Raw genomic sequence first — 25,517 nt, 5'->3', positions numbered from 1 at the left:
TAAGTAGTACTTCAATGTAAAGTGTTACACCAAAGGTTTTATATTTCTTTAAAAACTTTGTGCAGGCTTAATAGCATTCCACACTTTGATCTTAGAATCTTCAGTAATTCCATCTAAAATTTCAACATAAATACCATCGCTAACACCGAGCTTTACATCGCGACGTTCAAAATTTTGTTCACTGGTTTCAACCTCTACAAATGGATCTTGTGTTTTAGGATCATATTGCACCAAAGCTTCTTTTATAGCCAACACATCATCTGCTCGTTCTAAGATAATTGAAGCATTTGCACTCAATCCCGCTCTAATAAATGTGGAATCTTTTTTTGCTAATGTTCCTTTTATCTCAAACTGAATCGCTCCGTTTTCAGCGACTCCTTTAGGGGCTATATAATCTAGTGTAGCGTCAAACTTCTTATTTTCAATAGCACCTACTGTAATTTCAAGCGGAAGATCTTCAGTAATTTTACCCACTTCGCTTTCATCTACTTTTCCTTCAAAAATCATATCGTTCACATTAGCCAGCGAAGCGATAGTTGTACCATCATTAAAGTTATTAGACTCTATAACCTGATTACCTTCCTTAACAGGAACTTCTAAAACCATCCCCGTTATTGTTGCGCGTACAGATGTAGTTGCGTTGCTGCCTAAACCGGTTGTAGTTCCCGTTCTTACAATGTCATAATTCTGTTGAGAACTTGACAAACTCACCTGTTGCTGTTTGTAATTCTGAACCGCCTGGTTGTATTCTCTCTGACTGTTATCAAAATCATTAGCACTAACAACACCCTTATCATACAAGGCCTTTTGTCTCTCGTAAATACTTTCTTGATTTTCTAAAGTAAGTTTTGCAGTCTCCAGATTAGTTCGTGCACTTTGTATGTTATTACGAGCACTCACTAGAGAAGATGCGTTAGGCACCACTTCTATCTGCGCCAATAATTGACCCGCCTCTACAAACTCACCGGCTTCAACTAATATCTCTTTTATAATACCCGATATGTTAGGTTTTATAAGAACCTCTTCCCGCGGAACAATACTTCCTGTAGCTACCGTTTTTTTAACAATAGTTTGTTTTGACGGAGTTTCGGTCGTGTAAACAACAGGATCTTCAAGGTTTTTTTGATACAAATAATAGAGTGATCCTATAAATATAACTGCGATCACAGCAAGGATAACAATGGTAACTGATTTTTTCATATGATTGATGTTCGTATTTAAGATGAAAGTTTTATTCGTTGCGTAAGGCGTCTATTGGTTTTACTTTAATTGCATTTTGAGCCGGAATAAAACCAGCTAATAAGCCTGAAAAGATCAAGATAAAAAGTGCCGTAATCACAGTACCTAAATCTACACTCGGATTAGCAAACATTTCTACAGGGCCGTTTGCATCTAGAATTTTGTTTAAGATATAGATAAGCGCAGCTCCCAATGAAATGCCCATCATCCCTGAAATGATAGTAAGAAATACAGATTCCATTAAAATCTGACCTCGAATTGACCAAGGGCTCGCACCTAAAGCACGACGGATTCCTATTTCCTTTGTTCGCTCTTTTACGACAATCAGCATAATATTACTGATACCTATGATACCAGAAAGCAATACTAGAATGCCCACAAAATAGGCAACAATCTTAAGCGCTATAAACAGACCATCTACCTTTTGAAACTCTTCGTAGAGGTCAAAATTACCTATTGCACGGTCATCTTCCGGATGTATAGAATGCCTGTTTTTTACAATATCAAAAACTTCAGATTTAAGCTGAGTTATAGAATAACCATCTTTTGCGGTCACCGCCATCCACCCTACCCGATTACCCATATTAAAGGCCTGAGAAAACGCCGTGAAGGGAACGTAAATCTGTTTCTCATCTTCTTCGGCATTACCATTACTCGATACCATTGAATAAGTACCTACCACCATAAAATTAACCCCGTTTATTTTAACGTACGTACCTATATGCTCTTCACCTTTATCGTATAACGCTTTGCGAACACCTTCACCTATTACAGCTATTTTACGTTTACCTTCAATATCCCCGTAATTTATAAAACGCCCCGAAGTAATATTCATAGGTTGCTGCTCAATATATTCAGGATAATCCCCATAAACGTTAAAAGCTCCGGAATTCAAACCACGCACTACATTATTTGCACCTCCAAAACCTCCTAATTGGTTCCGTGGAGAAACAAAGCGTAACTGCGGCATATTTTCTTTAATAGCCGCAACATCATCCAGATCATAATTGAATCTTCTTCCTTTAGGCAAACCTTTATAGGATTTAGAGACAGTTTGCGTCCACATAAACATACTGTTGGTTGCTATCCCTCCAAAACCTTTTTTTACACCATTTTCAAGCCCTTTACCTGCAGCAAGCAAAACAACCAAAATAAATATTCCCCAAAGCACACCAAAGGCTGTAAGCGCCGTTCTAAACCAGTTTCGGCTTAGCGCTTCTATAATTTCATCCCAACGATCTCTATTAAACATTTCTTTGATTTATTCTTCGCGTAAAGCGGTTATAGGTTTAATTCGAGCAGCTCTCCATGCCGGCACAAAACCAGCCAAAGCTCCAGCAAGTATCAAGATAAAAACAGTTGTTAGTGCTACATTAAAATTCACAGATGGATTTTTTATAAAGTCCATATCAAGATTAGGACCTACAACTTCTAACAAAGCCATACTCAATATAAGACCAGTAAACCCTGCTATTGCAGTCACAAAAATAGACTCGTGCAAAATCATCGTAATTATAGAAAGTGGTTGTGCTCCCAAAGCTTTACGTATACCTATTTCTTTGGTTCGTTCTTTTACGATGATCAGCATTATATTGCTCACACCTACTACTCCGGCGATAATAGTACAAATACCTACTACCCAGAAAAACGTCTTTATCATCCCGATTAAATCATAAAAACGCTTTGTACCTTCCAATGTATTATTAATACCTATTGCGCTGGTATCATCTGGAGCTATTAAATGACGCTCTTTTAAAAAGGATTCAATTTCTGAAGAAAATCGAACAGACTGCTCTAGTGTTTTTTGAAAAGTTTCTTTTGGCTTTAGTGTAAATCCTAGATTACCTACTTTATCAGCTCCACCAAAAACACGCTGTGATGTAGATAAAGGTACAAATACACGAGTTTCTTCACGCTCCCCGCCGGGATCAGTATACACGCCCACAACCTTAAAATTGATCCCATTAATTTGAACCTGCTGCCCTATTGGATCTTGATTGTTAAATAAGTCTTGCTTTACCTTATTACCAATCACCATGACCTTAGACTTCTTCTCCTGATCATCATAATTAATATAACGGCCAGCTACCATGTCCTCATTCTCCAAAAATTGATAGTCGGGATAAACACCTTCTACACGATAACTTCCTGACTCATTTCCAAAATTTAACGTACCACTCCATATTCTGTAAACTGAAGATTTAAACTCCAGATCATCTTCATATTTTTTGATTAGATAGTTGTAATCTTCATTAGTCATCTCAATAAACCTCCCCGGATTTAAACCTTTATACCCTTTAGATGTAACCCCGGTATAAACCGAAATTCTACTTGAAGCATCACGTTGAAACTGAGCACTGATACCGTTTTGCATTCCCTGACCAAAACCCAAAAGAATCACTAGAATAAAAATTCCGGAAGCAACAGAAAGCCCCGTCAAAAAAGTACGCAGTTTGTTTTTTGAAATAGTCTCTAATATTTCTTGCCAGCGCTCGAGATCAAACATGGCTTAAGGCTCTTACTTGATCAACTGCTGTATCATCTATAATTAAACCATCTTTAAGATTAACAATACGCTTAGTCATATGAGCGATATCATCTTCGTGTGTAACAATCAAAATAGTTTTTCCTTCATCATTAATTCCCTGAATGAGATCCATAACCTCATAACTGGTTTTAGTATCCAATGCACCAGTTGGTTCATCTGCAAGTAAGACTTTAGGATCACTGGCCAATGCGCGTGCTATAGCAACACGCTGCTTTTGCCCTCCTGAAAGTTCGTTAGGCATATGATGCGCCCAGTTTGCCAGACCCACCTTCTCGAGGTAAGCCATCGCTTTTTCGGTGCGTTCTTTACGCTTCATACCTTGATAATATAAAGGCATACCCACGTTATCAAGCGCACTTTTATAATTAATAAGATTAAAAGATTGAAAAATAAATCCTAAAAACTTATTACGATATTGAGCTGCAATTTTTTCGTTTAGATTTTTGATAGGGACACCATCTAATGTATAAGAACCTTCGTCAGCCTCATCAAGCATCCCTAAAATATTAAGCAATGTTGACTTTCCGGATCCTGAAGAACCCATTATAGAGACGAGTTCACCTTCCTGAACAGAAAAATTTATACCCTTGAGAACGTGAAGTGAGTTTGTTCCCATGGTATAAGATTTATGCAAATCTTTAATGGTAATCATAAACAGCGATGGTTTTGTGTCTAGAAAAAAGTTAATTTTTTAACTCTCACCTGTTTAATAGACCCAAAAACGTCAAAGTTGTTACAAGATTAAGCTAATAAATTTATAGTAAAAGAATTCTAAGACTCCTGTCTGGCTTTTTTTCGGCTTCTGTAAATAAACCAAATTACGCCTCCCATCAAGATATAAGGTATCGCTGCAAGATAGACAATACCATTGTTCACTCCTTCTGCCATGCTATTATCAGTCTCACTTTCTAACACAGCGCGACACATTGCACATTGAGCCTGACTTGCAAAAGTGATGAAAAATAAAAACAGAAAAGAGATATAACGTTTCATAGTATTTTTTAAGCCGGATAATATGGGAAAATCATAAAATAAACCACTACACCAGTTACAGCCACATACAGCCATATAGGAAATGTAATTCTGGCGATTTTTCTATGCAGTGGAAATTTACCTAGCATCGCTCGTACATAAGTAATCAAAACGAAAGGAATAACACCAATCGAAAGCAGAATGTGTGTAATAAGAATAAAATAATAAACATACTTAAACACTCCTACAGCAGCATTTTCAGCATCAGAAACTACTCCATCCAAATTAGCATCGCCAAATTTTGTAGAGTCTGATGTTGCGTGATAAACGACATACAGTACTAAAAATACCAAAGAAAGCCCAATACAAACCTTCATCAGTTTTTCGTGAAGATCACGATTACCTTTTTTAATCTGAATTACAGCAGTAAAAAGCAATACAGCTGTTAAGGCATTAATAGTCGCATAAATAGGTGGTAAAAAACCCAAACGCTCAACACCGGGAATACGAATCGTAAATAAAACCGCTACCGCTACCGGTATCGCAATAGACAAAACTATAATCCACCTGTTGTATAGTTTCTCTTTTTGTGCAATATTTTTCATTTACTAGTTAGTTATTCTTATTAAGCAATTTTTTGATGTCTTCAATCAAAATATCTATTTGAGAAGTCTCTTCTCCTTCAATTTCTGGCGCCCCTTGCGGAATAAAACCCCGATAATAAATCAACGGATTACCAAACTCGTCTTTTCTAGATCTGATAAAACCATTCTGATCAACTAAGGCAAATAATCCTGAATGCTGAAAGTTGCCTTCTATATTAGGATTTTCCTGAGCTAAAAGGTTAAAACCTACATTAGCCAACTCATAAATCTTTTCACGGTCACCAGTCATTAAATTCCAATCTGGGTCTGTGATGCCATAGCTCTCTGTATATTCTTTTAAAACTTCAGGAGTATCATGCTCCGGATCTATACTAAAACTTGCGATACCAAAATCTGGATTGTCTTTAAACTTATTTTGAATAAGTACGAGATTTTTGTTCATCGGGATGCAAATAGTAGGACATCTTGTAAAGAAAAATTCTACAAGAAACACCTTCCCTTTGTATAAGTCTTCGGTAATGGTATCTCCGTCTTGATTTATAAATTCAAAACGAGGCACTTTTCGATCTTCACCATTAATATTGATATATGCAAGTGCATCTTCATTTTCAACAGTGTCTAAATTTGCAACATTGAGCCTATCGTTCTCAACGACTTCACCATTCATCAAACGATCTATAATTTTAGGGATTACAATTACTCCAAAAATCAAAACAATTACTGCTATCCCTATATAAGTCTTCTTCTTATTCATCACTTCTATTTTTAACGATCTGCGTTATTCTTCTTAAGTGCCAGACGGTATTCTGCCAAAATGATTTTAACATCATCTTTCATCTTATTAGATAACTCAGCTATATCAGAACTGTCATAGCCATACAAAACACCAGAATCTTCATCATCGTCCCTCCCTCTAAGTTTTCTTTTTTTATCTATTATAAAAATATAAGGTGAACCACCGTCTTCGGTTAGTTCGTATGGAGTCCTTAAGCTTTTAAAAACAGTGTTTATATTCTCTTGAGATGTTAGCACAAAATGCCAATTAGAAAGGTTAACCCCTAAGCTTAATTCGTGTTTCACACGATCTAATTCATCTAAATTGATATCCTCCGGAACAAGGTATAAAAACTGAAAATCTTTGAATTCAGCAAATGATTTGAATATTTTTTGATTGAGATTAAAGAGGTCTCCTCCTTCGCGCTCTATATTAGTCCCTAAAAAACCAAGTACTGTTATTTTATCTTCAAGTTGAACATTTTCGCCAAGTTGAAGTTCTGGGATATTCTCTTCAAGAATAGGAAGTTTTGCAAAATTATGTATTCCGGAAGCAAAGAAAAGGTATGCAACAATTGGTAAAATAAACAAAACGCCTAAAACTAAAAACTTCTTCATAACCTAGCCTTGTTATGCTATTTTGTAATAGCGATTGCAAAGGTAAGCTACAGAAAGTTTTCAGTAAAAAAGAGGCATAAAAAAAGACAGCAAATGCTGTCTTTTTTTATTTTTCATCTGTTATTAAAAATCCCAGCTGATATAACCATCGTGATACACATCAAATATATAATCACCTTCGGTTAACAGGATAAAAATCAAATAACAAACCAAAAAGATCCCTGTCCACACCACTGCTCTACGCAGACCTTTTGTTTCCTGTTCCATGTGCATAAATGCCCAGGTAATATAATATGCTTTATAAAGGGTTAAAACAATGAATACCCAGTTAAGCAAGTGCATTCTAAACAAATGTGTTTCTACAAGAAATTCTGGTCTTACAATACCTAGAAATACTTCAACAATAGTTACAACAGAAAGGATTGCAAAAACCGTCCAAATTCTTTTTGTGGCTGAACCGTGATTTGATGTTTCGTGTGCCATTTTTATATTTTTAATTTTCGCTTTGCGAAATAATTATTAAACCAAATAGAAGAATGTAAATACAAATACCCACACTAAATCTACAAAGTGCCAGTATAACCCGACTTTTTCTACCATCTCATAGCTTCCTCTACGCTCGTACGTACCAAGAATTACATTAATAAATATAATGATATTGATGATTACACCAGAGAATACGTGAAAACCATGAAAACCGGTAATGAAGAAAAAGAAATCTGCAAAAAGTGGTGGTCCGTATTCGTTATGTACCAGATTTGCACCCTGCACAACGCCAACCGCGTCACTTTCTAATTTTGCAAGAGAAGCTTCTCTAGACAATATTGTTTTTTCTCCGCTTTCTGTAAGTATCTGAGTACGGATTAATAAATCTGGATTTGCTTTAAAGCCTTCTACTACTTCAGCTAAATCGTAATCTGGCATAGAGCTTTCTGACTCATACCATAATGCTTCGTTTCTAGTAAGTCTTGTTCTATCATTAGGTAGGCTAGCAGCAAATGACTCAATAGCAACCTGCTCACCTTCGGCATTTACAAACTGTAATATCTTACCACCTTTAGTTTCTACAGCACCAAACTCACCTGAAATGAAGTTAGACCATTCCCAGGCTTGAGATCCCACGAAAATAACACCGCCTATTATTGTAAAGAACATATACCAGATTACTTTGTTCTTCTTCATATGGTGACCAGCATCTACAGCAAGAACCATTGTTACAGAAGAGAAAATAAGTATAAAGGTCATTAATGCTACGTAATACATAGGTGCATCAACACCATGTAAAAACGGAAAGTGGGTAAACACCTCGTCGGCTATAGGCCACTGGTTAACAAATTTAAATCTTGAGAATCCGTAAGCAGCAAGAAATCCTGAGAAAGTAAGTGCATCAGAAAGGATGAAAAACCACATCATCATCTTCCCGTAACTTGCTTTTAGAGGCTCGTTATCTCCGCCCCAAATCTTGCCTTCTGTGCCTGTTGTAACAGCAGTAGCGTCCATATTTTAATAAAGGTTTATAAGCGTTGCAAAAATAGGTATTTTAAAAATGCTTTTCAAAGCAATAATCAGTATTTATAACCATTCAAAAAAACGATTTTTTAATGAATTCTTAGCATTTAGAGCTAATTAATCTATTTGATTAATTCATCAGCAAACATAAAGAACAAGAATAGGTATACCCAGAGTATATCTACAAAGTGCCAAAATGTAGCACCCAACTCCATACCAAGTATCTGATTCTTAGAATATTTACCGCGTATTTGCTGAACAACTATAACCAAAAGCACCAGAATTCCTGCCGCTACGTGAACGATATGACTAATTACAAAAGCATAAATAAATGAAGTTGTAACCGTGCTTTCGCTACCGGTAAAAAAATAACCTTCAGCAATTATTTGATCAAAACCTACAAACTGGAGCACCACAAATGCAATACCCAGTCCCAAAGTCACAAACAAAGATCCTGTTGCAAGGGTATTCTTTCCGCTTTTAACAGCGCTTTTTGCGATAAGCATACTTAAACTACTCAACACAATAACAAGTGTACTGATGTAGAATGCCTGCGGAAGCTCAAAATCTCGTAACCAATCACGACGTTCTGCACTTACAATGTAAGCGCTTGTTAAGCCGGCAAACATCATCGAAAGGCTCACGATACCAAACCACATCATCATCTTTTTTGATCGCGCAATCTTAATTTGTTCTGTTTGCGAAGTATAATCCATTATCGTAAAAATTTATCAGCAACATAAATAATCTGTATTAATGTGATATAACTCACACTGGACAACATTAAACGTTTTGCAGTAACATTATTCTTAAATCTAAAAAGTCTAATTGCATAATATAGCAGGATCAATCCTAAAACACCTACTAAAACAGCAGAAACCGGAGTCAAGTACAATCTACCAGTAACTCCAAAAACTGGAATTAAGGAAATTAAAATCGTCCATATGGTATATAAGACAACTTGTACAGCTGTACCGCGATCTCTTTTCCCGGTGGGAAGCATAAAAAATCCTCCTTTTTTATAATCATCATACAAGAACCAACCTATCGCCCAAAAATGTGGAAATTGCCAAAAAAACTGAAGCATAAAAAGCGTTCCGGCTTCTATACCAAAATCGCCGGTTGCCGCAACCCATCCCATCATAAAAGGTATAGCCCCGGGAAATGCACCAACAAATACAGAGAGTGGAGTCTTTGTCTTTAAAGGCGTATAGACGCAGACATAAAGAAATATAGAAACCGCTCCAAAAACTGCGGTGATGGGGTTAATTATATAAAGTGTGATGAGACCTAAAACTGTAAAAACAGTCGCAATAATCAATGCAGTTTTTACAGACATCCTTCCGGAAGGAACCGGACGATTCTTGGTACGATCCATCAAAACATCAAGATCCTTCTCTATTATTTGATTAAAAGCGTTAGAAGCCCCCACCATTAAATAACCGCCCACTGCAAGCAATAAAATAGTCAACCAGTCTAAAGTATAAGCACCCAGTAGATAACCCGCCATGCTAGAAAAAACAACACTAATAGCAAGACGCATCTTAGTGATTTCTTTAAAATCAATCCAGATTGATGTGTGTGGTTTATGGGTTTCTGTGGAGCTCAAAAGCGTGTTTTCAAGGGCTTTAAAAAGTCGTGCAAAGATACTGCACGAAACACTTCTAAACAACCTAATTAAAAGTTATTCCAGACAGAAGAACTCTTAATCTCAAAATCGACAAGAAACTGCTTTATAAAGCAGGAGATACAAGCCTCTAATCTAAAGACCTACCGAGTCATAAACCTGAACTTTCTCCCATAAATGCTCAGATTCTTCAATAAATTTAAGATGCACGGGCTCTTGTTGATATTTATCCTGTATTTCTTTTGAAGGAAAAGTTAATATAATCGAATAAGTCCAACTATTATCTACAACTTCTCGTGGAGTATTTGCCGGCTTGCCTATAAACTTGGTCTTCGCATATTCACTTGTAGATAAAAACTTTTTTAATGAAGCTTCAAAAGCTTTGCAATCCTCCTGACTATCTGGATTTTTAAGCCAAAAATAAACTACGTGAGCAAAGTTGGAGTCAAACTCTTTTGGGTTTGAAGATTTGTTAGCACAAGAACCAGTCATAAAACATAAAATTAATAGCGATAAAAAAAATCTCATAAAGCTTCAGATTAAAAAATTAATAGTCAAAATACCAATTAAAAATATCGGTGCGAATTCCAAAATTTACCCAAACCGTACTTTCTTCAAGATTAACCGCATCAAATTCTGCGATAGCATTATTTCGGTATAAGACATTGGTATATATCTTAAAATTAGTAGAAGGATTTACAATATACCCCAATTCAACATTCCCTATAAATGTATTAGCTGCATTTCCCTGACCAATTTCTATCCCAAATTCACTCGGAATATTCTCATCATTACCGTAAATACTACCCCCATAATAGATATTATCTATATCTCCTACTTCAAATCCGCGTTTACCATATACTGCTTTTGCAGCACCATACCATCGGTCGTTTTGATAGCGGGCAATCGCGATAAACTCTCTAAAATTTGCGCCCCATAAATGCGCCATAGATTGATTGTTATGACCGTAGTTGAGCACAATCTCGTTATTACTATACACATACGGTCTCACTTGATTAAACTCAAACTGAAGTTGTAAATTTTCAATATTAAAAGCATCATAATATTTAAATCCTACCTGAACACCCTGCTTATTCTGATAACTTTTAGTAGAACTAAAAACTGCTCCTGTAGAAAATTCATCTATAATAACTTGCGCATAGGCATTAAAGTGATCACTAAATTTATACTTAGCACTCAAGCCTATTAAAGCATTACCTCCTCTGGAACCCGTAGAAAACTCAATAGCACGGTAAAAAATTATGGGATTCAGATAATTAAGATCAACCCCCCTGTCATTATCATTAGTCCAGATCACATTTTCAAACAGCCCTATATTCAAGCGTTTTGTAGCGTTGAAACTCAAATAGTGATTGGCCATAAATTTGGTTCTAAACGATCCATCCTCAACCACATCTGAGCGCACATCACGCAATGACATCCAAGTATTGGTGTATTTAAATTTCCAAAAAGTCGTACTCATTTTAAAAAATGGGTATGGACTCGCATTATCACTCAGCAACAAAGAGCGATAGCCGTCGCCGATAAAATTCTTACCATGCCCAAATTGAAAATTGAAATACTGGCTGGGAGAATAGGATAAATATGCTTCTGCTACAGGATAATCAAAATTACCATCAGCAGCTTCTGCTGCTATCCCACGCCCCGGAACAATCGCCGGGTTACCCCCATCTGGTGCGATAGATCGCGCATATCGATTAAAATAACCCGCAAAACTACCTTGGCTTTCGTAGAAAACCGTGTAAAAATTTAATTTCTTCCCCAAGCCTCCCTGAAATATAACTGCCCGGGTATTGTTATACGTAAAACTCTGGTCCTCATTATCTGCGGTTTCAAAACCCAATTGCAAATCTGCAGCCGGGTCTAGTGTAAACCAGTAATCATCACCCTGCAAAGTGACCATATGCTCATTCCATAATTTGCGACCAAACCACGAACGCTTCTCTTTATAAAGATTCTCTCTTTTTTCCTTAAAATTATAATAGCGATTGACATCGCTATAAATAAAAGGTTTAGTAGAAGTATGAGAATTTGTACCCACCGCATTCATCTCTTTATCAAACCTACTGTAAGTCTGATGTGAAAACGGAATAAACAATTGAGAATCATACTCTCTATTTTCAAACGGAAATGTTTTTATTGAGTCGTATTCTGAAGCTAACTGATCTATCGGTTTTGCTTCACTTAAATTTTCAGTTGAACCATATTTCAAATCTGAATTTTCCTTATCAAGCAAAGCGCTAATAGGAATCGGCATGCTAAACTGCATATATGTTGCTCTTCCATTATATGTGGCAGGCTTAACCTGAGGCAAGCTATTAAAGATTTTCTTTATTTCCTCACGTAAATCCTCATAGACCGCTGTTACATTGAGTACTTCAAAATCTCCTTCTTTTGTAACCTCAAAAAGAACTACAATATCTCCTGAATACTTTTCGTCAATAACATATTGCGGAACTTTAAAATCTGCTTTTATTTTACTGATCAAAGTTTGATTAAAACAGCTTTTAGCAGCCGAAGCATCAATGCCTTCACATTCTTTAAAAACAGGATATTTTTCAAAATTCCCATTTATAATTTGAGAATAACCAAGAGTTGAAAGAAACAAACTAACAGCAAAAACTGCCAAAGTCTTTAATTTCATAAATTGAAAAGATTTAGGTTGCGGAAATATACCACTTTTTAAACATCCTTAAGCTGAACAAGCAATCCCAAAATAAAAGCCCGTGCATTACACACAGGCCTTTATACTAATTAAGTTTTAAAAATTAACCTAAATCCTATTAGGCAAGCTTTTAAAAGTAGTTTTCTACATTAGTTCTGCACTTTAAATCTAATGGGTTGATAATAGATCACCCTTACATTTTTATCTCGCTGTTTTCCCGGAGTCATTTGTGGTAATTTTTGCATAATTCGCTCAGCTTCTTGCTCAAGAGCAGGGTGTGGTGCACGGGTTTTAAGCTCAGTCACCTTGCCATGCTCATCAATTGTAAACTGAACATCAACTTTATTCATTCCGGTTAACCCATATTCCTCACCCAATGAAGTATTAAAGTTTTTACTAATAAATTCACCCATCTTCTCTTGAAGACAAGCCTTACGTTCTGCATTGGTTTGCAAACCCTCACAACCCGGAAAAACAGGTACAACTTCAACTCCTAAAACCGAAAATGTTTCAATTTCCGGCTCAGGGATATCAACTAGACTTTCTAAATCTGGAATATCAGTCTCTGGAGTAAAGTCGTCCACAGGAAGATCAATCTCAGGCACATCTGGCTCTGCAATTTTAGGAGGTAAAACTTTAGAAACCTCTTGTTTAGGTTCTACAGGTTTCTTTTTCTCTTCTCTCCTCACAGGTTCATTCCACATATCATTCATAGATATTGTAGCAACATCTTCTTGCGGAGGCGGAATAAAAGCTGTCACCGGTGATTTAATCTCAATCACCATAATAGCGAGAATGAGTGCGACGATAAGACCTAATTGAAAAAAGACGACGTTGTTTTTTTGTAGATTTACATCGTGCTTGCTTGTTTTGCGAGTAACGCTTTGCCGAGCGTTTACTTCGCTTTTTTGTGAATCATTCATGAATCATGTTTTAATGGTTACTATTCATTAAAACTTTAACAATAAGCTTGCCAAAAAAAAATCCCGACTCGCTTTAGCGGTCGGGATTTTGAATTCTATAAAGATTCAGAATTAATCCTGAACTTGGAATACAATAGGAAGCGAATATAATACACCTACTGCTTTACCTCGCTGCATACCAGGAGTCATTTGTGGCAGTAACTTAATTACACGAGCTGCTTCTTGCTCTAAACGCGGGTGTGGCCCACGAGATCCTATATCTACTATATTACCTTTTTGATCAATTTTAAATCGCACATAGATACGATTTATACCAGATAAACCTAGTTCACTACCTAACTCAGTATTAAACTTTCTGTTTACAAACTGGCTGATTTTCTCAGACATACACGCTTTTTTAGCATCGTTTCCTTTTTCGTTCTCGCAACCAGGGTAAACCGGCACGTTCTCGATAACTGCAAACGGTACGTCTTCAATAACTTCTTCCTCTGCAAAAGAAACTTCTTCAACCTCTACAATCTCATCTTCCTGACTGGTTTCTGTAGATTCTATTACGGTTTCTTCAATTTCTTTATCATCTTCTACAACCTCAATAACTTCCGGTGCTGGTGGTGGCGGTGGTGGCGGTGGTGGCGGTGGAGGTGTGTTCAATTCAGTAATTGGCACATCTTCTTCAATCATATCGTCCATCTGTAATTGTCCGATATCAATGGCCTCTTTTTCATACGTCTTCCACTCGATAGCCAGATAACTCAGCCCGAGTATCAAAATAAGACCTAACTGAAAGAAGAGTACACTTCTTTTGTTCAGATCTGCTTTGGGATTTTTCTTAGGTTCCATGAATCTTTAGTTATTAAGGATTGCTAATTTAATTAAAAATAGTATCAACTCGAAATTAAAATTTTGATTTCAGCCTTCTAAATTGAGTTTTCGCTAGAAAAATAAACAGTACTCCAACAAAAATCCCAACTGAATTTGCAATCAAATCTTTAAAATCGCCTGACCTAGAGGTCGTTAACGACTCTTGTAATACTTCAATAATTATACCATAAACAAAAGCAAGGCTACAAGATTTTATCAAAGATGTTGAGAAATTGTCTTTTTTTAGCTTCAAAACATAAAAATAACAAAACCACAACCCGGTAAAAATAGAATACACCAGAAGATGAACGATCTTATCGCTATTTTCTGGTGCATCACTTATATGCGGCATAGGCATCAAGCAAATAAATGCTATAAATGCCGTGTAAAAATAAACTGCTATTTTAAGCAGCTTAACCACCTATTATTTCCTGATAAGCTGCTACGTCAAGCAATGATTCTAATTCGCTCTCATCGCTAAATTTAATCTTAATCATCCATCCTTTACCATAAGGGTCTTCATTTACCGCTTCTGGCTCAGACTCCAAATCTGCATTAAACTCAACAATCTCTCCTGTTAATGGCAAAAACAAGTCAGAAACCGTTTTTACTGCTTCAACTGTACCAAAAACCTCTTCTTTATCTAAAGTCTCACCTTCGGTTTCTACTTCAACATAAACGATATCTCCTAATTCGCCTTGAGCGAAATCTGTAATTCCCACAGTGGCAATATCACCTTCTATACGCACCCACTCGTGGTCTTTAGTATATTTTAAATCTGCTGGTAAACTCATAATTTGTATTTAATTTAATTTCCGAAATTATATCTCAATGTTATTCCTGAGCGTATTGTTGTTTGCGGATATGCAGTTGAAATCGCATACGTCGCAAAAGAATGGTCATAATAGAAAATCGCCGTTAGATTTTTACTCAATGCATAATCTGCCTTAAAGGTCAACCCATAAATATCTTGACCAGCTGTGATCTGACTATTCTCAAGATCTAAATAGCGCACAATTGTCTCATTCTGTCTCAAAGACAAATCTGCTCTAAAGTTTAAATCACTCTTTAAAATAGTTTGTCTCCCGCCTATTCGTGTCGCAAATCTAATATCTTTTAATCGATATCCTAATCCTATTATATATTCATTTCCGTGAATTTCCGTAAGCAGATTGTTATCAAAGCTTAGAGACAAGGTGCGGTCTTTTCGTAATTCTGCAAGAATTTTGATCGAATTCTGCATTTCAAAATCAAGCCGTATTAAGGGCGAAAATAATTCGGTAAGATTTATGTTTGAATACAAGGTAGGGCTTATAAAATCGCCAGCTTGATTGGTTTGCACATCATCAACATTATTATTAAGAGAACGATCGTAATTCAAATTTGTACGAAACTGATTTATAGTATATCCCGACTGATATCCATGATTAACTGAAAAACGTTTGAATCGCTTTTTGAACCAGTCTAATTTCATCAGACCGGTATATTTTAAATTCCAGTTAGGTAACGGAAAACTTCTAAAAGCTCCCAGAGAAACATTTGATGCATTCCCCGGTGTATAAGCAGAAAGAAATGCCGGAAGCAACACCCGCTGACTCGTACGACCAAAACCTACCGGGTATCCAAATTCGTCACGGGCATACTGATCGTTGCCATAAAAATCTTCTGCGAGTCGTTCTGCAATAACCAATCTATTAGATCTAAACTGATTAAAATTAGCTGAAGATTCTAAAGAACTTGAGTTGAAGGCGGTGCCTATCATCAATGTTGAGATACTGTAATTTCCTAAGGTATTTCCGGTAAGACTGTTGTATTGTAAAGTGGTAGGGTCAACACGATAATTCTCGTTATAAGTCTCCTGATAAATACGATTCATATTAACATCAATCGTAAGATCTTCTAGAAAACTGGTCTGTATCTGCATGTCTAAGTTTCGGTTCTCTACCTCGCTATACTGCTCATTATACTCTTGATACAATGTTAACCAACCTTGTCTTGCTGCATAATCGCGCACCTCAGCCTGACTACCAAAGACAAAAGCGGTAGTAGGCCTTACCGTGCCTAAAAATCCTACTCCAGGCAAATAACCGGGAAGATAAGTACCATTATTTTGCTCATAATTAATCTGGATACGCTTGATTCCGGTAGCAATACCTATCAACGTGTTTTTTGCTTTATCTGCAGCACTTAACTTATTTTCTTCAGGTATTGGTCTTGGTTGAGTAGGTGTTCCTAAAGTAGGTACCGCACGACTGCGATCTGATTTTGATGAAGGCCCTGCTGTTTTCTTAGACAATCCCAAAGCATCATAAAGCGTTTTCATATCTAAAGTAGTCTGCAATGCATGTGTATTTGCATTCTGAATCGAGTTTCCTAAATCTGGTATTCCATCAAGTGTTTGCAATTGATACGAGCCACGCGTCCACTGAAAATCTGCGCTATAAGAATACGTAGATTTAATAAACTCCAAATACGGCAACTTATTAACTGGCAGATCATAGTTCAACTGCATCGTCTGGTTATGACGATCTGGTGTACCTACATCAAAAAAGCTGGAATAAACCCCACCTGCATTTTCATCTAAAGAACTATCTGGGTTTAGATAATTACGTACAATCCTATTTTGATATTGATCTAGATTTATCCGCAGGGATTTTGTTACAGGAAAATTAACCGTAAAGTTTCGATCAAATTGATAGTTACGCTGCAGATATTCCGGGATTGGAATTGAGTTTTCATTTGCTAATAAATCTCTAAACTTCTGACGACTATATTGACGCGTTATATTTGAAGAGATGTTTACACTTGCTGGTAAATAATTAAAATTGAAATCCTTCAACAACTTCCAATACTTGCCGGCAAAAAGCGAATCATTTTTATTGAAAGGCTCAACTGTTTTAGGCTTAAAAGCAAAAGCATATGTAGCCCCTGCCCTCACATTTTGACTCACAGCTTCTTCAATTTCAAAATCTTTATGATCTTCCTGATTATGGCTATAAGCTAAAGTCAAATTTTCGATATCCCAAGGCATTGGCTTTTTATCACCCGTTCGTTCTTTACGCACACCAATAAAGTTGATGCTCTCCCGGTTTGTACGTTCAATAGCAATATCATTAATACGCTCACGCTCTACTTCACTACTAGCAGCTGCTAACCTTTTATCAAGCTCTAAGTCTGTATACAGTGGATCATATTGTGGAGTTATAGTTTGCCCACCTCTCGCATAATTAAAAGGTAATTTAACACCCCATTTCTTAGGCATGAGCTGTCCCAAGTTTAGGTTTGTAACCATATCAAAAGATTTTACATCTTCTCTGTTACGCTGGTTAGGACCTGCATCTATACCTCCAAAACCTATAGTAGATTGGCGCGCTGTTCCTGAGACCGTAGCAAAATCAGCCAGATTTGCATCCATATTAATGATACCTGCCCAGCCTCCTTGATTTTGCAATCCTGACAAGCGCAATTCATTAAACCAAGCTTCTGCACAAACAGTGTTACGCCCCTCATCATTTCCGTTTTTAAGCCCAAGCATTAACACCCGCACATCACCAAAACTAGGATTACCCTGTATACCTACTCGCACTCTACCTGATTCATAAGGAGTACTGGCTGGATCAGCAATCACATTTCCGTCTTGGTCAAAATAAGTGATCTCATCTAAAAGTGTATTAAACGCTCCATTAAAGAAAGTAGCTTTTACTGTTTGAAGCACCTCTAAAGGAAGTTTAAGCTGATTGACATCTGGCCAAATCAAATCTGGGCTACTTGTACCAAAAGCAGTTGGACTTAATGGCAATTCTATTTGATAGAAGTTACGCGTAAGATCTGTACCCATACGTATAATTGCCACCACTTCATTATCCTGTACTGGCGTTTCATTTAGTAAAGATTCTAAATGAATAAACATTTCCAGATTTTTATACTGACGCATATCCAACCTGAAATTCTTATAAACCGCTCTGGCATCTTGAGTCTCTAGATCACAAACTCTCAAAGAAAGAGACTGTTCATTTTGACGAATATTATTATTGTTATTAATCAATTCTTCCCTAAAAACTCCCGGAGGCAGAACATAAGGTATAGGATTACGGTTATTGTTTTCTTCAATATTAACTGAAGTCACTTCAAAACGCGTACTTTCTGTAGTAGGGTCAGATTCATCAGGATCTAAGGTGTACAAATAACGACGGTAATCCCCACGCACCAGATCAAAAGCACCAAATCGCAAAACTGTAGGGTCTTGCCAGCCACTCATGAACATTCTCATAAATCGAATAGATCTAAAATCACTAATCCCTCCCTGACTGCCTGTAGACTGACTAATAGGAATTTTAAATTGATACCAAGTAACCGGTAAACTATTCCCATTCTGAAGCGTTACTTCAATATCACGTTGATCAACAATGAACTCATTTTCAATATTCAAACTCTGCGGAGTTATATCCAACTCATACTCATAATAACTATCAACGGTATTCATGGTAAAGTCCCGGTTAAAATCTTCAACGTCAGGAACTGTTGTAGAACCGCGATCTGTTTGTGACACATTAACAGGAGAATTACCCTCTAAACCATTATAATTCTTATATCGGTTTAATACCGAACCCGTAGCGGCAACAAAATATTGATAGTTATCCCCTGAAGGATCTTCTAAACCTGCAAAACCCGGAAACTTTTCAGCCTCTTGCTCATCACTAAGACCATCATAACCCACGTCTTGATTAGTTCTTTGTTCACCTTCAGTATCAAAAGCATAAATCAACGCCTGATTGGTAGGCACTTTCCCCCATACCGTAGAAACCGTATTTGATGTAGAACCGTCCTGCGGCAAACCGTTTTCATATTGCTTTCTACCGTCTTTAAGCACATCTTCAGAGATATTACCCAAATTCAGCGTTAATCGACCACCAGTATTGGTTGCGTTCTCAGCATATATAAAGGGATCCATCACCCAGAACTCTATAAACTCTACATTAGATTGCTCAAAGTCTGTAGAGGCAAAAGATCGCATGATACCTCCAAAATTTTGTTCAGGATTTTCTAGAATTCCATCTTGAGCATCTAGACTAAAATTATAAGGTCCGCGCTCACCTGGATAATATGCTAAATCTAACGTAAACAAAGCCTGTGTTGTTCCGGCAATAATATCTTGCTCCGGAAAAATCTCGTCTCTAAAAACTCTTCGGGTTGCATACGTTGAAACATCTGCATCGGTAATCCCATCAGGTCGCTGACTGGTATAAAAAATAGGGTCTATACTGTACCACGCTAATTTTGCACGCTTGTAACCTGCTGCTAAATCCCCATTTGTTAATTCCCCACCTAATCCTATAGGCGCTGAAGACAAAAACCACTGTAAAGGCGAACTGATATCTAGGGAGGTTTGAGTTCCCTCAAAATCATCTATATAAGAAGCAGCCTCTCCTCCAAAATCGGTAGCCTTTGGCTGTCCCGGAAGTAAATAAGCTACTTCTCCTCTAAGCGAAATATTAGAAGGTACATCAGTGTCTATATTAGGAAGTTTATTGACCAGCCTGGTCAAGAACGGAACTTCTGTTGAGAAATTTGCATTCATACCAAAAATGGTATTATTAATAGGTTCAAAGCTGTAGGTTGCCTTTTGGGTCAACGGTCTTTCATTAACGTTGAGCAACGTACCGCCTATCATAAAATCCTCACTGAATTGATGCTCTACATTTAAACCTGTAAAACGCTTGGTTTGCTGTCCGAAAAGCGAATTATTTTCAGTCGAAACCTGAATAGGTACTCCAGAACCTTTAAGAGCCTGATCAAGAATAATAACCCGTCCTCGCTGATAATCTACCGAATAATCTAAGCCTTCCTGAAGCACTCGCCCTCCAGCAGTAACGGTAACAGATCCTTGTGGTATATTGAATCCACCTATTGGAATACCTTCTTCTTGCTTGGATTTAAAAGTTCCCTGAAGTTGAAACACGTTTTTATCTGCATTATCCTGAGCTACTGTTTTTGTAGAATTATAAAGCGAGCGATACACATACTTTTCCTGATTTGCATTATATGAGTCGTCATTCTCATAAGTCTCCCCGCCAGCACTTCTGAGCTTATTGAATAAGTATTCACCAAAAGGTTCTACAGATGTAAAAATGATGCTCCCATTTCGCACGTTAACGGTTGTTCCTTCTACAAAATCAAAAAAACCATCACCACCGGTTTGCGGATCTCCGTTTTGGGTAAGTCTGTCTAAGTTGAAAACGTTTAATAAAGGAGTATTTGCAACATCATCTGGTAAAGCAGGACCACCATCTGCCGCAGTAATGTAATTTATAGGAGATGGTGAATTGTAAACGATATTCATCCTAAAACCATCAGGCTCCAACTGCCCCACGCCAAGACCATAAATATTTTTCATCATCAAGTCCCAAACCGGTTCGTTGACATCTGTAATATTACTTTTAAGTAATTTCACAACAAGAGCTTGTGAAGTACCGCCTTGACCTGGCGTAATGAAGCTATCTAATATTCCATCATTATTAATATCCCTTCCGTTTGTCTGGTCTGGATCTGCAGCATCTGCAATCTGATCTCCATCAGCATCCTGCCCATTTTCATTTACTCCATCTCCGTCAGCATCTACATCAACAATATCTGGGACACCATCACCGTCTGTATCTACATAGGCTCCGCTAGTTGCATCTACTCCATCATTACCAAATTCACCAACTTGATACACCTCGCCATTTACAGTATATTGAAAAGCAACAGCTAAAACCTCATCGTTATTTAAACGTTGATTTAAAGATATATACCCCAATTGTGTATCTAAGGTATATTCTGAAGGTGTAAGCTGTCGGGCATTTTCTAAAGAAACATAATCAGATCCATCTGCCACCTGAACTCCGCCGAAACCTTGATCAACTGTTGCGACATCACGTATCGCAGAGGTTAAAACAGACTGACCGGTACCGTCTATACCAAAAGGATTAAAATCATTACTAGCATTTCTTGGGTAAGCCCCAGACGGTAAGTTCACAAAACCACCTGGAATATTTGGCAATCCTATTTTTGAAGGATCTGACTCTCCAATATCTTGTATCGCTACAATGTTACGCGTATTCTCAAAACGCTGCGTACGGTTTGTTACCCATACTTCTATACGCGTAATCTGAATATTAGAATTTTTAAAAGGATAGTTAGCAAGGGCTCTATCATAAGTATCTCTAAAATACTGTGCTAAGAAGTAATGCCTGTTCTCATCATACTCTAAAGCAAAAATCTCAAAATCCTGAATGGTTCCATCTCCCTGAGCCAACACCTGATTGGTTTGGGACTGCTGCTCTGAAAAAACACCGGTAATGGTAGTTTTACCAAACTGCAACTGAGCTTTAACTCCAAAAAGACTTTGTGATCCCTGAATAAGCGCACTATTAAGTGGCATACTTACATTTCCTACCTCAATCTTTTGTACAATATCATCCTCATCAGGAGTATATTCTAACTTGATCTGATTCTGAAAGTTGAATGTAGACTCGGTGTCATAAACCGCATTTACCTGAAGTCGCGTCCCCACTTTACCAAGTAAACTTAAGCTGATACGCTGATCAAAGTCAAAACTGAAATTAGAACGGTTACGCGGAGAAAAACTAGGATTATCTTGTTTGGTAAACAGTCCGCCAATATCCATCTCTACAGAACCTTGAGGAATGAATTCAATAGAATTTCCGCCGAATATAGACTCAAACAATCCTGAGTTTACATAGAAGTTAGGTAAAAGACTTTTTTGGTCTTCCTTTCCTTCTTCGGTACGACCATCTACAGCGGCTATCTTCTGTTGAAAATAAGCACGCATCCGTTCTTTTTTAACCAGTTCTTTAAATTCGTCTGGCGTTAAAATACGTGGATAATTAATGTTGTATTGACCCAGACTTTCTGTATAAACATACCGGTCTGTTAAAGGATCATAAGTATATTTTGAAATTATAGAATTAGGGTTCTTAAGGTTCAAACGCCCAAGAGAAACACCGGTTTGCGTACTATCTTGCTCTTCTTCCTGAGCAAGCATAGGCATAGAACACAGAAGCGTCCCTGATAGCAATAGCATTTGTAAGGAAAACCAGCGTAGTTTTGTAACCAATGTCTATTATAGTTTTTTAAGTGCCAACTTTATAATTGTTTCTACAGAAGCTTGAGGATCTTCGCGCACAATACCATCACACACTTTCTCTGCTTGCTTTCGCGCAAAACCAAGCGTCTCTAAAGCTGATAACGCTTCATCTTTGTTGGTATTGCTTGCAACAGGAGAAACTTCATTAATATCATACACTTTAAGAATCTTATCTTTTAGGTCTAAAATGACACGCTGCGCCGTTTTAGCTCCAATCCCTTTGACTCCCTGTATCGTTCTCACATCTCCGTTAGCAATAGCCTGTTTGACCTGACTGGGATCTAATGAAGACAACATCGTACGGGCGATACTTGTACCTACACCACTTACAGAAATAAGCAGTTTAAAAATCTCTCGTTCAGATTTATGAGAAAAGCCATAAAGGGTATGAGAATCTTCTTTGATATGGAGATAGGTATACAACATAATGCCCTCTCCTTCAGGAAGAAGCGAAAAAGTATGTAAAGATATATTTACAAAATACCCTACCCCGTTACACTCGATAACAACATCGGTATGATTTTTTTCGACTAACTTACCTCTTAAGAATGTAATCATGTGCTATAAAAAACGTTAAGGCTTCAAATGTACTAAAATAATTGAGCACACCTGAAGCCTAAAATTTAAGAAACTTATGCTTTAACGCTATCTCCTAGAAGCTCTTCCTGAAGTCTTTTTCCTTTTTGTTGAGCATCAATTACTGCAACGGCAGACATATTTACAATCTCATCTACACTTGCTCCTAGCTGAAGCACGTGAACGGGTTTCTTCATCCCCATCATAATAGGCCCAATATTATCTGCTTTATTGAGTTCTTTGATCATTTTATAGGTAATATTTGCTGAATCTATATTAGAAAAAACAAGCGTATTTACCTTTCTACCAGCCAGCTTAGAAAACGGGAATTTGCTTTTTAGCATATCAGAATTTAACGCAAAATCTGCCTGCAACTCGCCGTCTACAGCTAATTCCGGATAAAATTTATGTAAATAAGAGACCGCTTCACGCACTTTATCTGCCTGAGGATTTTTTGAAGAACCAAAGTTTGAATACGAGATCATTGCGATTACAGGTTCCATCCCAAACAAACGCACCGTACGGGCGGTCATCAATGCAATCTTAGCTAGTTCTTTTGCTGAAGGTTCAATATTGATAGAAGTATCAGCTAAAAACAAGGGTCCTCTGTTTGTATTCATCAAGTTTGCTGCAGCAACCTTCTGAACATTAGGCGCAGAACCTATAACTTCTAAAACCGGTTTAACTGCAGAAGGGTAACTACTACTATACCCCGTGATCATAGCATCTACATCTCCTTGCTTCACCATCATTGATGCATAATAATTACGCTGTCTCAACAACTTCTGAGCATCATACAAAGTCACACCTTTACGCTTACGCTCTTGCCAATACAGATGTGCATATTCGTTAAGTTTCGGTTTTTCTTCGGGGGTTTTAGGATCTATAATCTGAATATCTGCATCAAAATCAAGTTCTTCCATTAATTCAACGATTGTCTCGCGATTCCCTAATAAAACCGGAGTTCCAATTCCGTCATCATATACAATCTGAGCAGCCTTAAGCACATCAAGTTGGTCTGCTTCGGCATATACAATACGTTTAGGTTCCGTTTTAGCACGGTTGAGTATAAGACGTACAATTTTGTTATCTGAGCCCATGCGCTCTAAGAGTTCATCTTCATATTTTACCCAATCTGTAATAGGCTCTCTTGCAACCCCACTTTCCATTGCGGCTTTTGCCACTGCTGGCGGAACCTTTGTAATCAATCTAGGATCAAAAGGTTTTGGAATAATATATTCTTTACTAAAGTTCAATCGGGTTTCACCATAAGCAATATTCACCTGCTCAGGCACAGATTCTTTTGCGAGCTCGGCAAGGGCTTTAACCGCTGCCATTTTCATTTCTTCATTAATTTTAGTAGCACGTACATCTAACGCTCCTCTAAAAATAAACGGGAAACCAAGCACATTATTTACTTGGTTAGGGTGATCAGAACGGCCAGTCGCCATTATGATATCGTCACGCGTATCCATCGCAAGATTGTAATCAATCTCAGGATTAGGGTTCGCCATTGCAAATACAATTGCATTAGGCGCCATAGCTTTTAGCATTTCTGGCGAAACGATATCTGCTATAGAAAGACCTATAAACACATCTGCATCTACCATCGCCTCATCAAGCGTATCTATTTTTCGGTCTGAAGCAAACTCTGCTTTCTCAGAAGAAAGACTTTCGCGATCGCTACGAATTACCCCTTTACTGTCTAGCATTACAATATTCTCTGATTTTGCACCAAAAGCTTTGTAAAGTCTGGTACAGGAAACAGCCGCAGCTCCAGCTCCACTCACAACAATGCGAATTTCATCCATCTTTTTACCTGTAAGCTCTACTGCGTTTAGTAAAGCTGCCGCAGAAATAATCGCAGTACCATGCTGATCATCATGCATCACCGGAATATCTAATTCCTCTTTTAGTCTTCGTTCTATCTCAAAAGCTTCGGGAGCCTTAATGTCTTCAAGATTGATTCCTCCGAAAGTGGGCGCAATATTTTTAACCGTTGCAATAAACTCATCTACATTTTTAGTATCTACTTCAATATCAAAAACGTCAATACCCGCAAAAATCTTAAAAAGCAAGCCTTTACCTTCCATCACGGGTTTTGAAGCTTCGGGGCCTATATCTCCCAGACCCAAAACTGCTGTTCCGTTAGAAATTACAGCAACAAGATTTCCTTTTGCAGTGTATTTGTAAGCATTCTCTTTATCTTTTTCAATCTCAAGACAAGGCTCTGCAACTCCCGGCGAATAAGCTAATGACAAGTCGCGTTGTGAAGAATATTTTTTAGTAGGAACTACTGCAATTTTACCTGGTGTAGGTTTTGCGTGATAGACTAAAGCCTCTCGGCGCTTACTTTCTTTGCTCATATTTAAGTTGTTTACTCGTATTACAAAAGTAAACCTATTATTGAATCAGACTAAGAATTTACAAGGT

The 25,517-nt window shown here is 37.4% G+C and carries 21 protein-coding genes; all 21 read right to left on the bottom strand.

From position 1 onward, the window contains the following. Positions 1-48: 48 nt before the first annotated feature. Positions 49-1,200, bottom strand: a complete 1,152-nt coding sequence (locus DSM02_RS14735) for an efflux RND transporter periplasmic adaptor subunit (protein WP_128766329.1) — start codon at positions 1,198-1,200, stop codon at positions 49-51. Between the two features lie 31 nt (positions 1,201-1,231). Next, entirely contained in the window at positions 1,232-2,491 is a 1,260-nt protein-coding gene (locus tag DSM02_RS14730) for an ABC transporter permease (RefSeq protein ID WP_128766328.1), read from the bottom strand. A gap of 9 nt (positions 2,492-2,500) precedes the next feature. Next, a complete protein-coding gene (locus tag DSM02_RS14725; RefSeq protein WP_128766327.1) occupies positions 2,501-3,745 on the bottom strand; it encodes an ABC transporter permease in 1,245 nt (414 codons plus the stop codon). After that, positions 3,738-4,439: an ABC transporter ATP-binding protein gene (locus DSM02_RS14720; RefSeq protein ID WP_128761520.1), complete on the bottom strand. Its 702-nt coding sequence runs from the start codon at positions 4,437-4,439 to the stop codon at positions 3,738-3,740. The genes DSM02_RS14725 and DSM02_RS14720 overlap by 8 nt, the downstream gene beginning before the upstream one ends. Positions 4,440-4,558: 119 nt before the next feature. After that, positions 4,559-4,780: a hypothetical protein gene (locus tag DSM02_RS14715; protein WP_128766326.1), complete on the bottom strand. Its 222-nt coding sequence runs from the start codon at positions 4,778-4,780 to the stop codon at positions 4,559-4,561. Between the two features lie 8 nt (positions 4,781-4,788). Next, positions 4,789-5,364, bottom strand: coding sequence for a DUF420 domain-containing protein (locus tag DSM02_RS14710; RefSeq protein WP_128766325.1), 576 nt, complete (start codon positions 5,362-5,364; stop codon positions 4,789-4,791). Positions 5,365-5,371: 7 nt separating this feature from the next. After that, on the bottom strand, positions 5,372-6,118 hold the full coding sequence (locus DSM02_RS14705; protein ID WP_128766324.1) for an SCO family protein: 747 nt from the start codon (positions 6,116-6,118) through the stop codon (positions 5,372-5,374). Positions 6,119-6,129: 11 nt separating this feature from the next. Beyond that, positions 6,130-6,756, bottom strand: a complete 627-nt coding sequence (locus tag DSM02_RS14700) for a hypothetical protein (protein WP_128766323.1) — start codon at positions 6,754-6,756, stop codon at positions 6,130-6,132. 123 nt (positions 6,757-6,879) lie between these two features. After that, positions 6,880-7,239: a cytochrome C oxidase subunit IV family protein gene (locus tag DSM02_RS14695; RefSeq protein ID WP_128766322.1), complete on the bottom strand. Its 360-nt coding sequence runs from the start codon at positions 7,237-7,239 to the stop codon at positions 6,880-6,882. A gap of 36 nt (positions 7,240-7,275) precedes the next feature. Next, positions 7,276-8,256, bottom strand: a complete 981-nt coding sequence (locus DSM02_RS14690) for a cytochrome c oxidase subunit 3 (protein ID WP_128766321.1) — start codon at positions 8,254-8,256, stop codon at positions 7,276-7,278. Between the two features lie 131 nt (positions 8,257-8,387). Then, a complete protein-coding gene (locus DSM02_RS14685; protein ID WP_128766320.1) occupies positions 8,388-8,981 on the bottom strand; it encodes a cytochrome c oxidase subunit 3 in 594 nt (197 codons plus the stop codon). Continuing rightward, positions 8,981-9,874, bottom strand: coding sequence for a heme o synthase (gene cyoE, locus DSM02_RS14680; protein ID WP_128766319.1), 894 nt, complete (start codon positions 9,872-9,874; stop codon positions 8,981-8,983). Before cyoE ends, DSM02_RS14685 begins: the two co-directional genes overlap by 1 nt. Positions 9,875-10,027: 153 nt before the next feature. Further along, positions 10,028-10,384 carry a Dabb family protein gene (locus tag DSM02_RS14675; protein WP_382403023.1) on the bottom strand — a complete coding sequence of 119 codons (357 nt, stop codon included), beginning with the start codon at positions 10,382-10,384 and terminating at the stop codon, positions 10,028-10,030. Between the two features lie 55 nt (positions 10,385-10,439). Further along, positions 10,440-12,557 (bottom strand): gliding motility protein RemB, encoded by a 2,118-nt coding sequence (locus DSM02_RS14670; protein WP_128766317.1) that lies wholly within the window; start codon positions 12,555-12,557, stop codon positions 10,440-10,442. Between the two features lie 170 nt (positions 12,558-12,727). After that, complete coding sequence (locus tag DSM02_RS14665) at positions 12,728-13,501, bottom strand: energy transducer TonB (protein WP_128766316.1); 774 nt, start codon at positions 13,499-13,501, stop codon at positions 12,728-12,730. Positions 13,502-13,612: 111 nt separating this feature from the next. Beyond that, positions 13,613-14,341: an energy transducer TonB gene (locus DSM02_RS14660; RefSeq protein ID WP_128766315.1), complete on the bottom strand. Its 729-nt coding sequence runs from the start codon at positions 14,339-14,341 to the stop codon at positions 13,613-13,615. Between the two features lie 55 nt (positions 14,342-14,396). Beyond that, positions 14,397-14,783 (bottom strand): VanZ family protein, encoded by a 387-nt coding sequence (locus DSM02_RS14655; RefSeq protein ID WP_128766314.1) that lies wholly within the window; start codon positions 14,781-14,783, stop codon positions 14,397-14,399. Next, positions 14,776-15,156: a glycine cleavage system protein GcvH gene (gene gcvH, locus DSM02_RS14650; protein ID WP_128766313.1), complete on the bottom strand. Its 381-nt coding sequence runs from the start codon at positions 15,154-15,156 to the stop codon at positions 14,776-14,778. The genes DSM02_RS14655 and gcvH overlap by 8 nt, the downstream gene beginning before the upstream one ends. A gap of 14 nt (positions 15,157-15,170) precedes the next feature. Next, the gene (sov, locus tag DSM02_RS14645; protein ID WP_128766376.1) at positions 15,171-22,445 is read right to left on the bottom strand and encodes a T9SS outer membrane translocon Sov/SprA; all 7,275 of its coding nucleotides are present in this window, start codon (positions 22,443-22,445) and stop codon (positions 15,171-15,173) included. A gap of 39 nt (positions 22,446-22,484) precedes the next feature. After that, entirely contained in the window at positions 22,485-23,066 is a 582-nt protein-coding gene (gene ruvA, locus DSM02_RS14640; RefSeq protein WP_128766312.1) for a Holliday junction branch migration protein RuvA, read from the bottom strand. Positions 23,067-23,140: 74 nt separating this feature from the next. Next, entirely contained in the window at positions 23,141-25,450 is a 2,310-nt protein-coding gene (locus tag DSM02_RS14635) for an NADP-dependent malic enzyme (RefSeq protein ID WP_128766311.1), read from the bottom strand. Between the last annotated feature and the right edge of the window lie 67 nt (positions 25,451-25,517).

Source organism: Leeuwenhoekiella polynyae (genome assembly GCF_004104075.1).
Lineage (GTDB): Bacteria > Bacteroidota > Bacteroidia > Flavobacteriales > Flavobacteriaceae > Leeuwenhoekiella > Leeuwenhoekiella polynyae.
The sequence above is the reverse complement of the archived record's forward strand: the minus strand, read 5'-3'. Positions and strand labels throughout refer to the sequence as shown.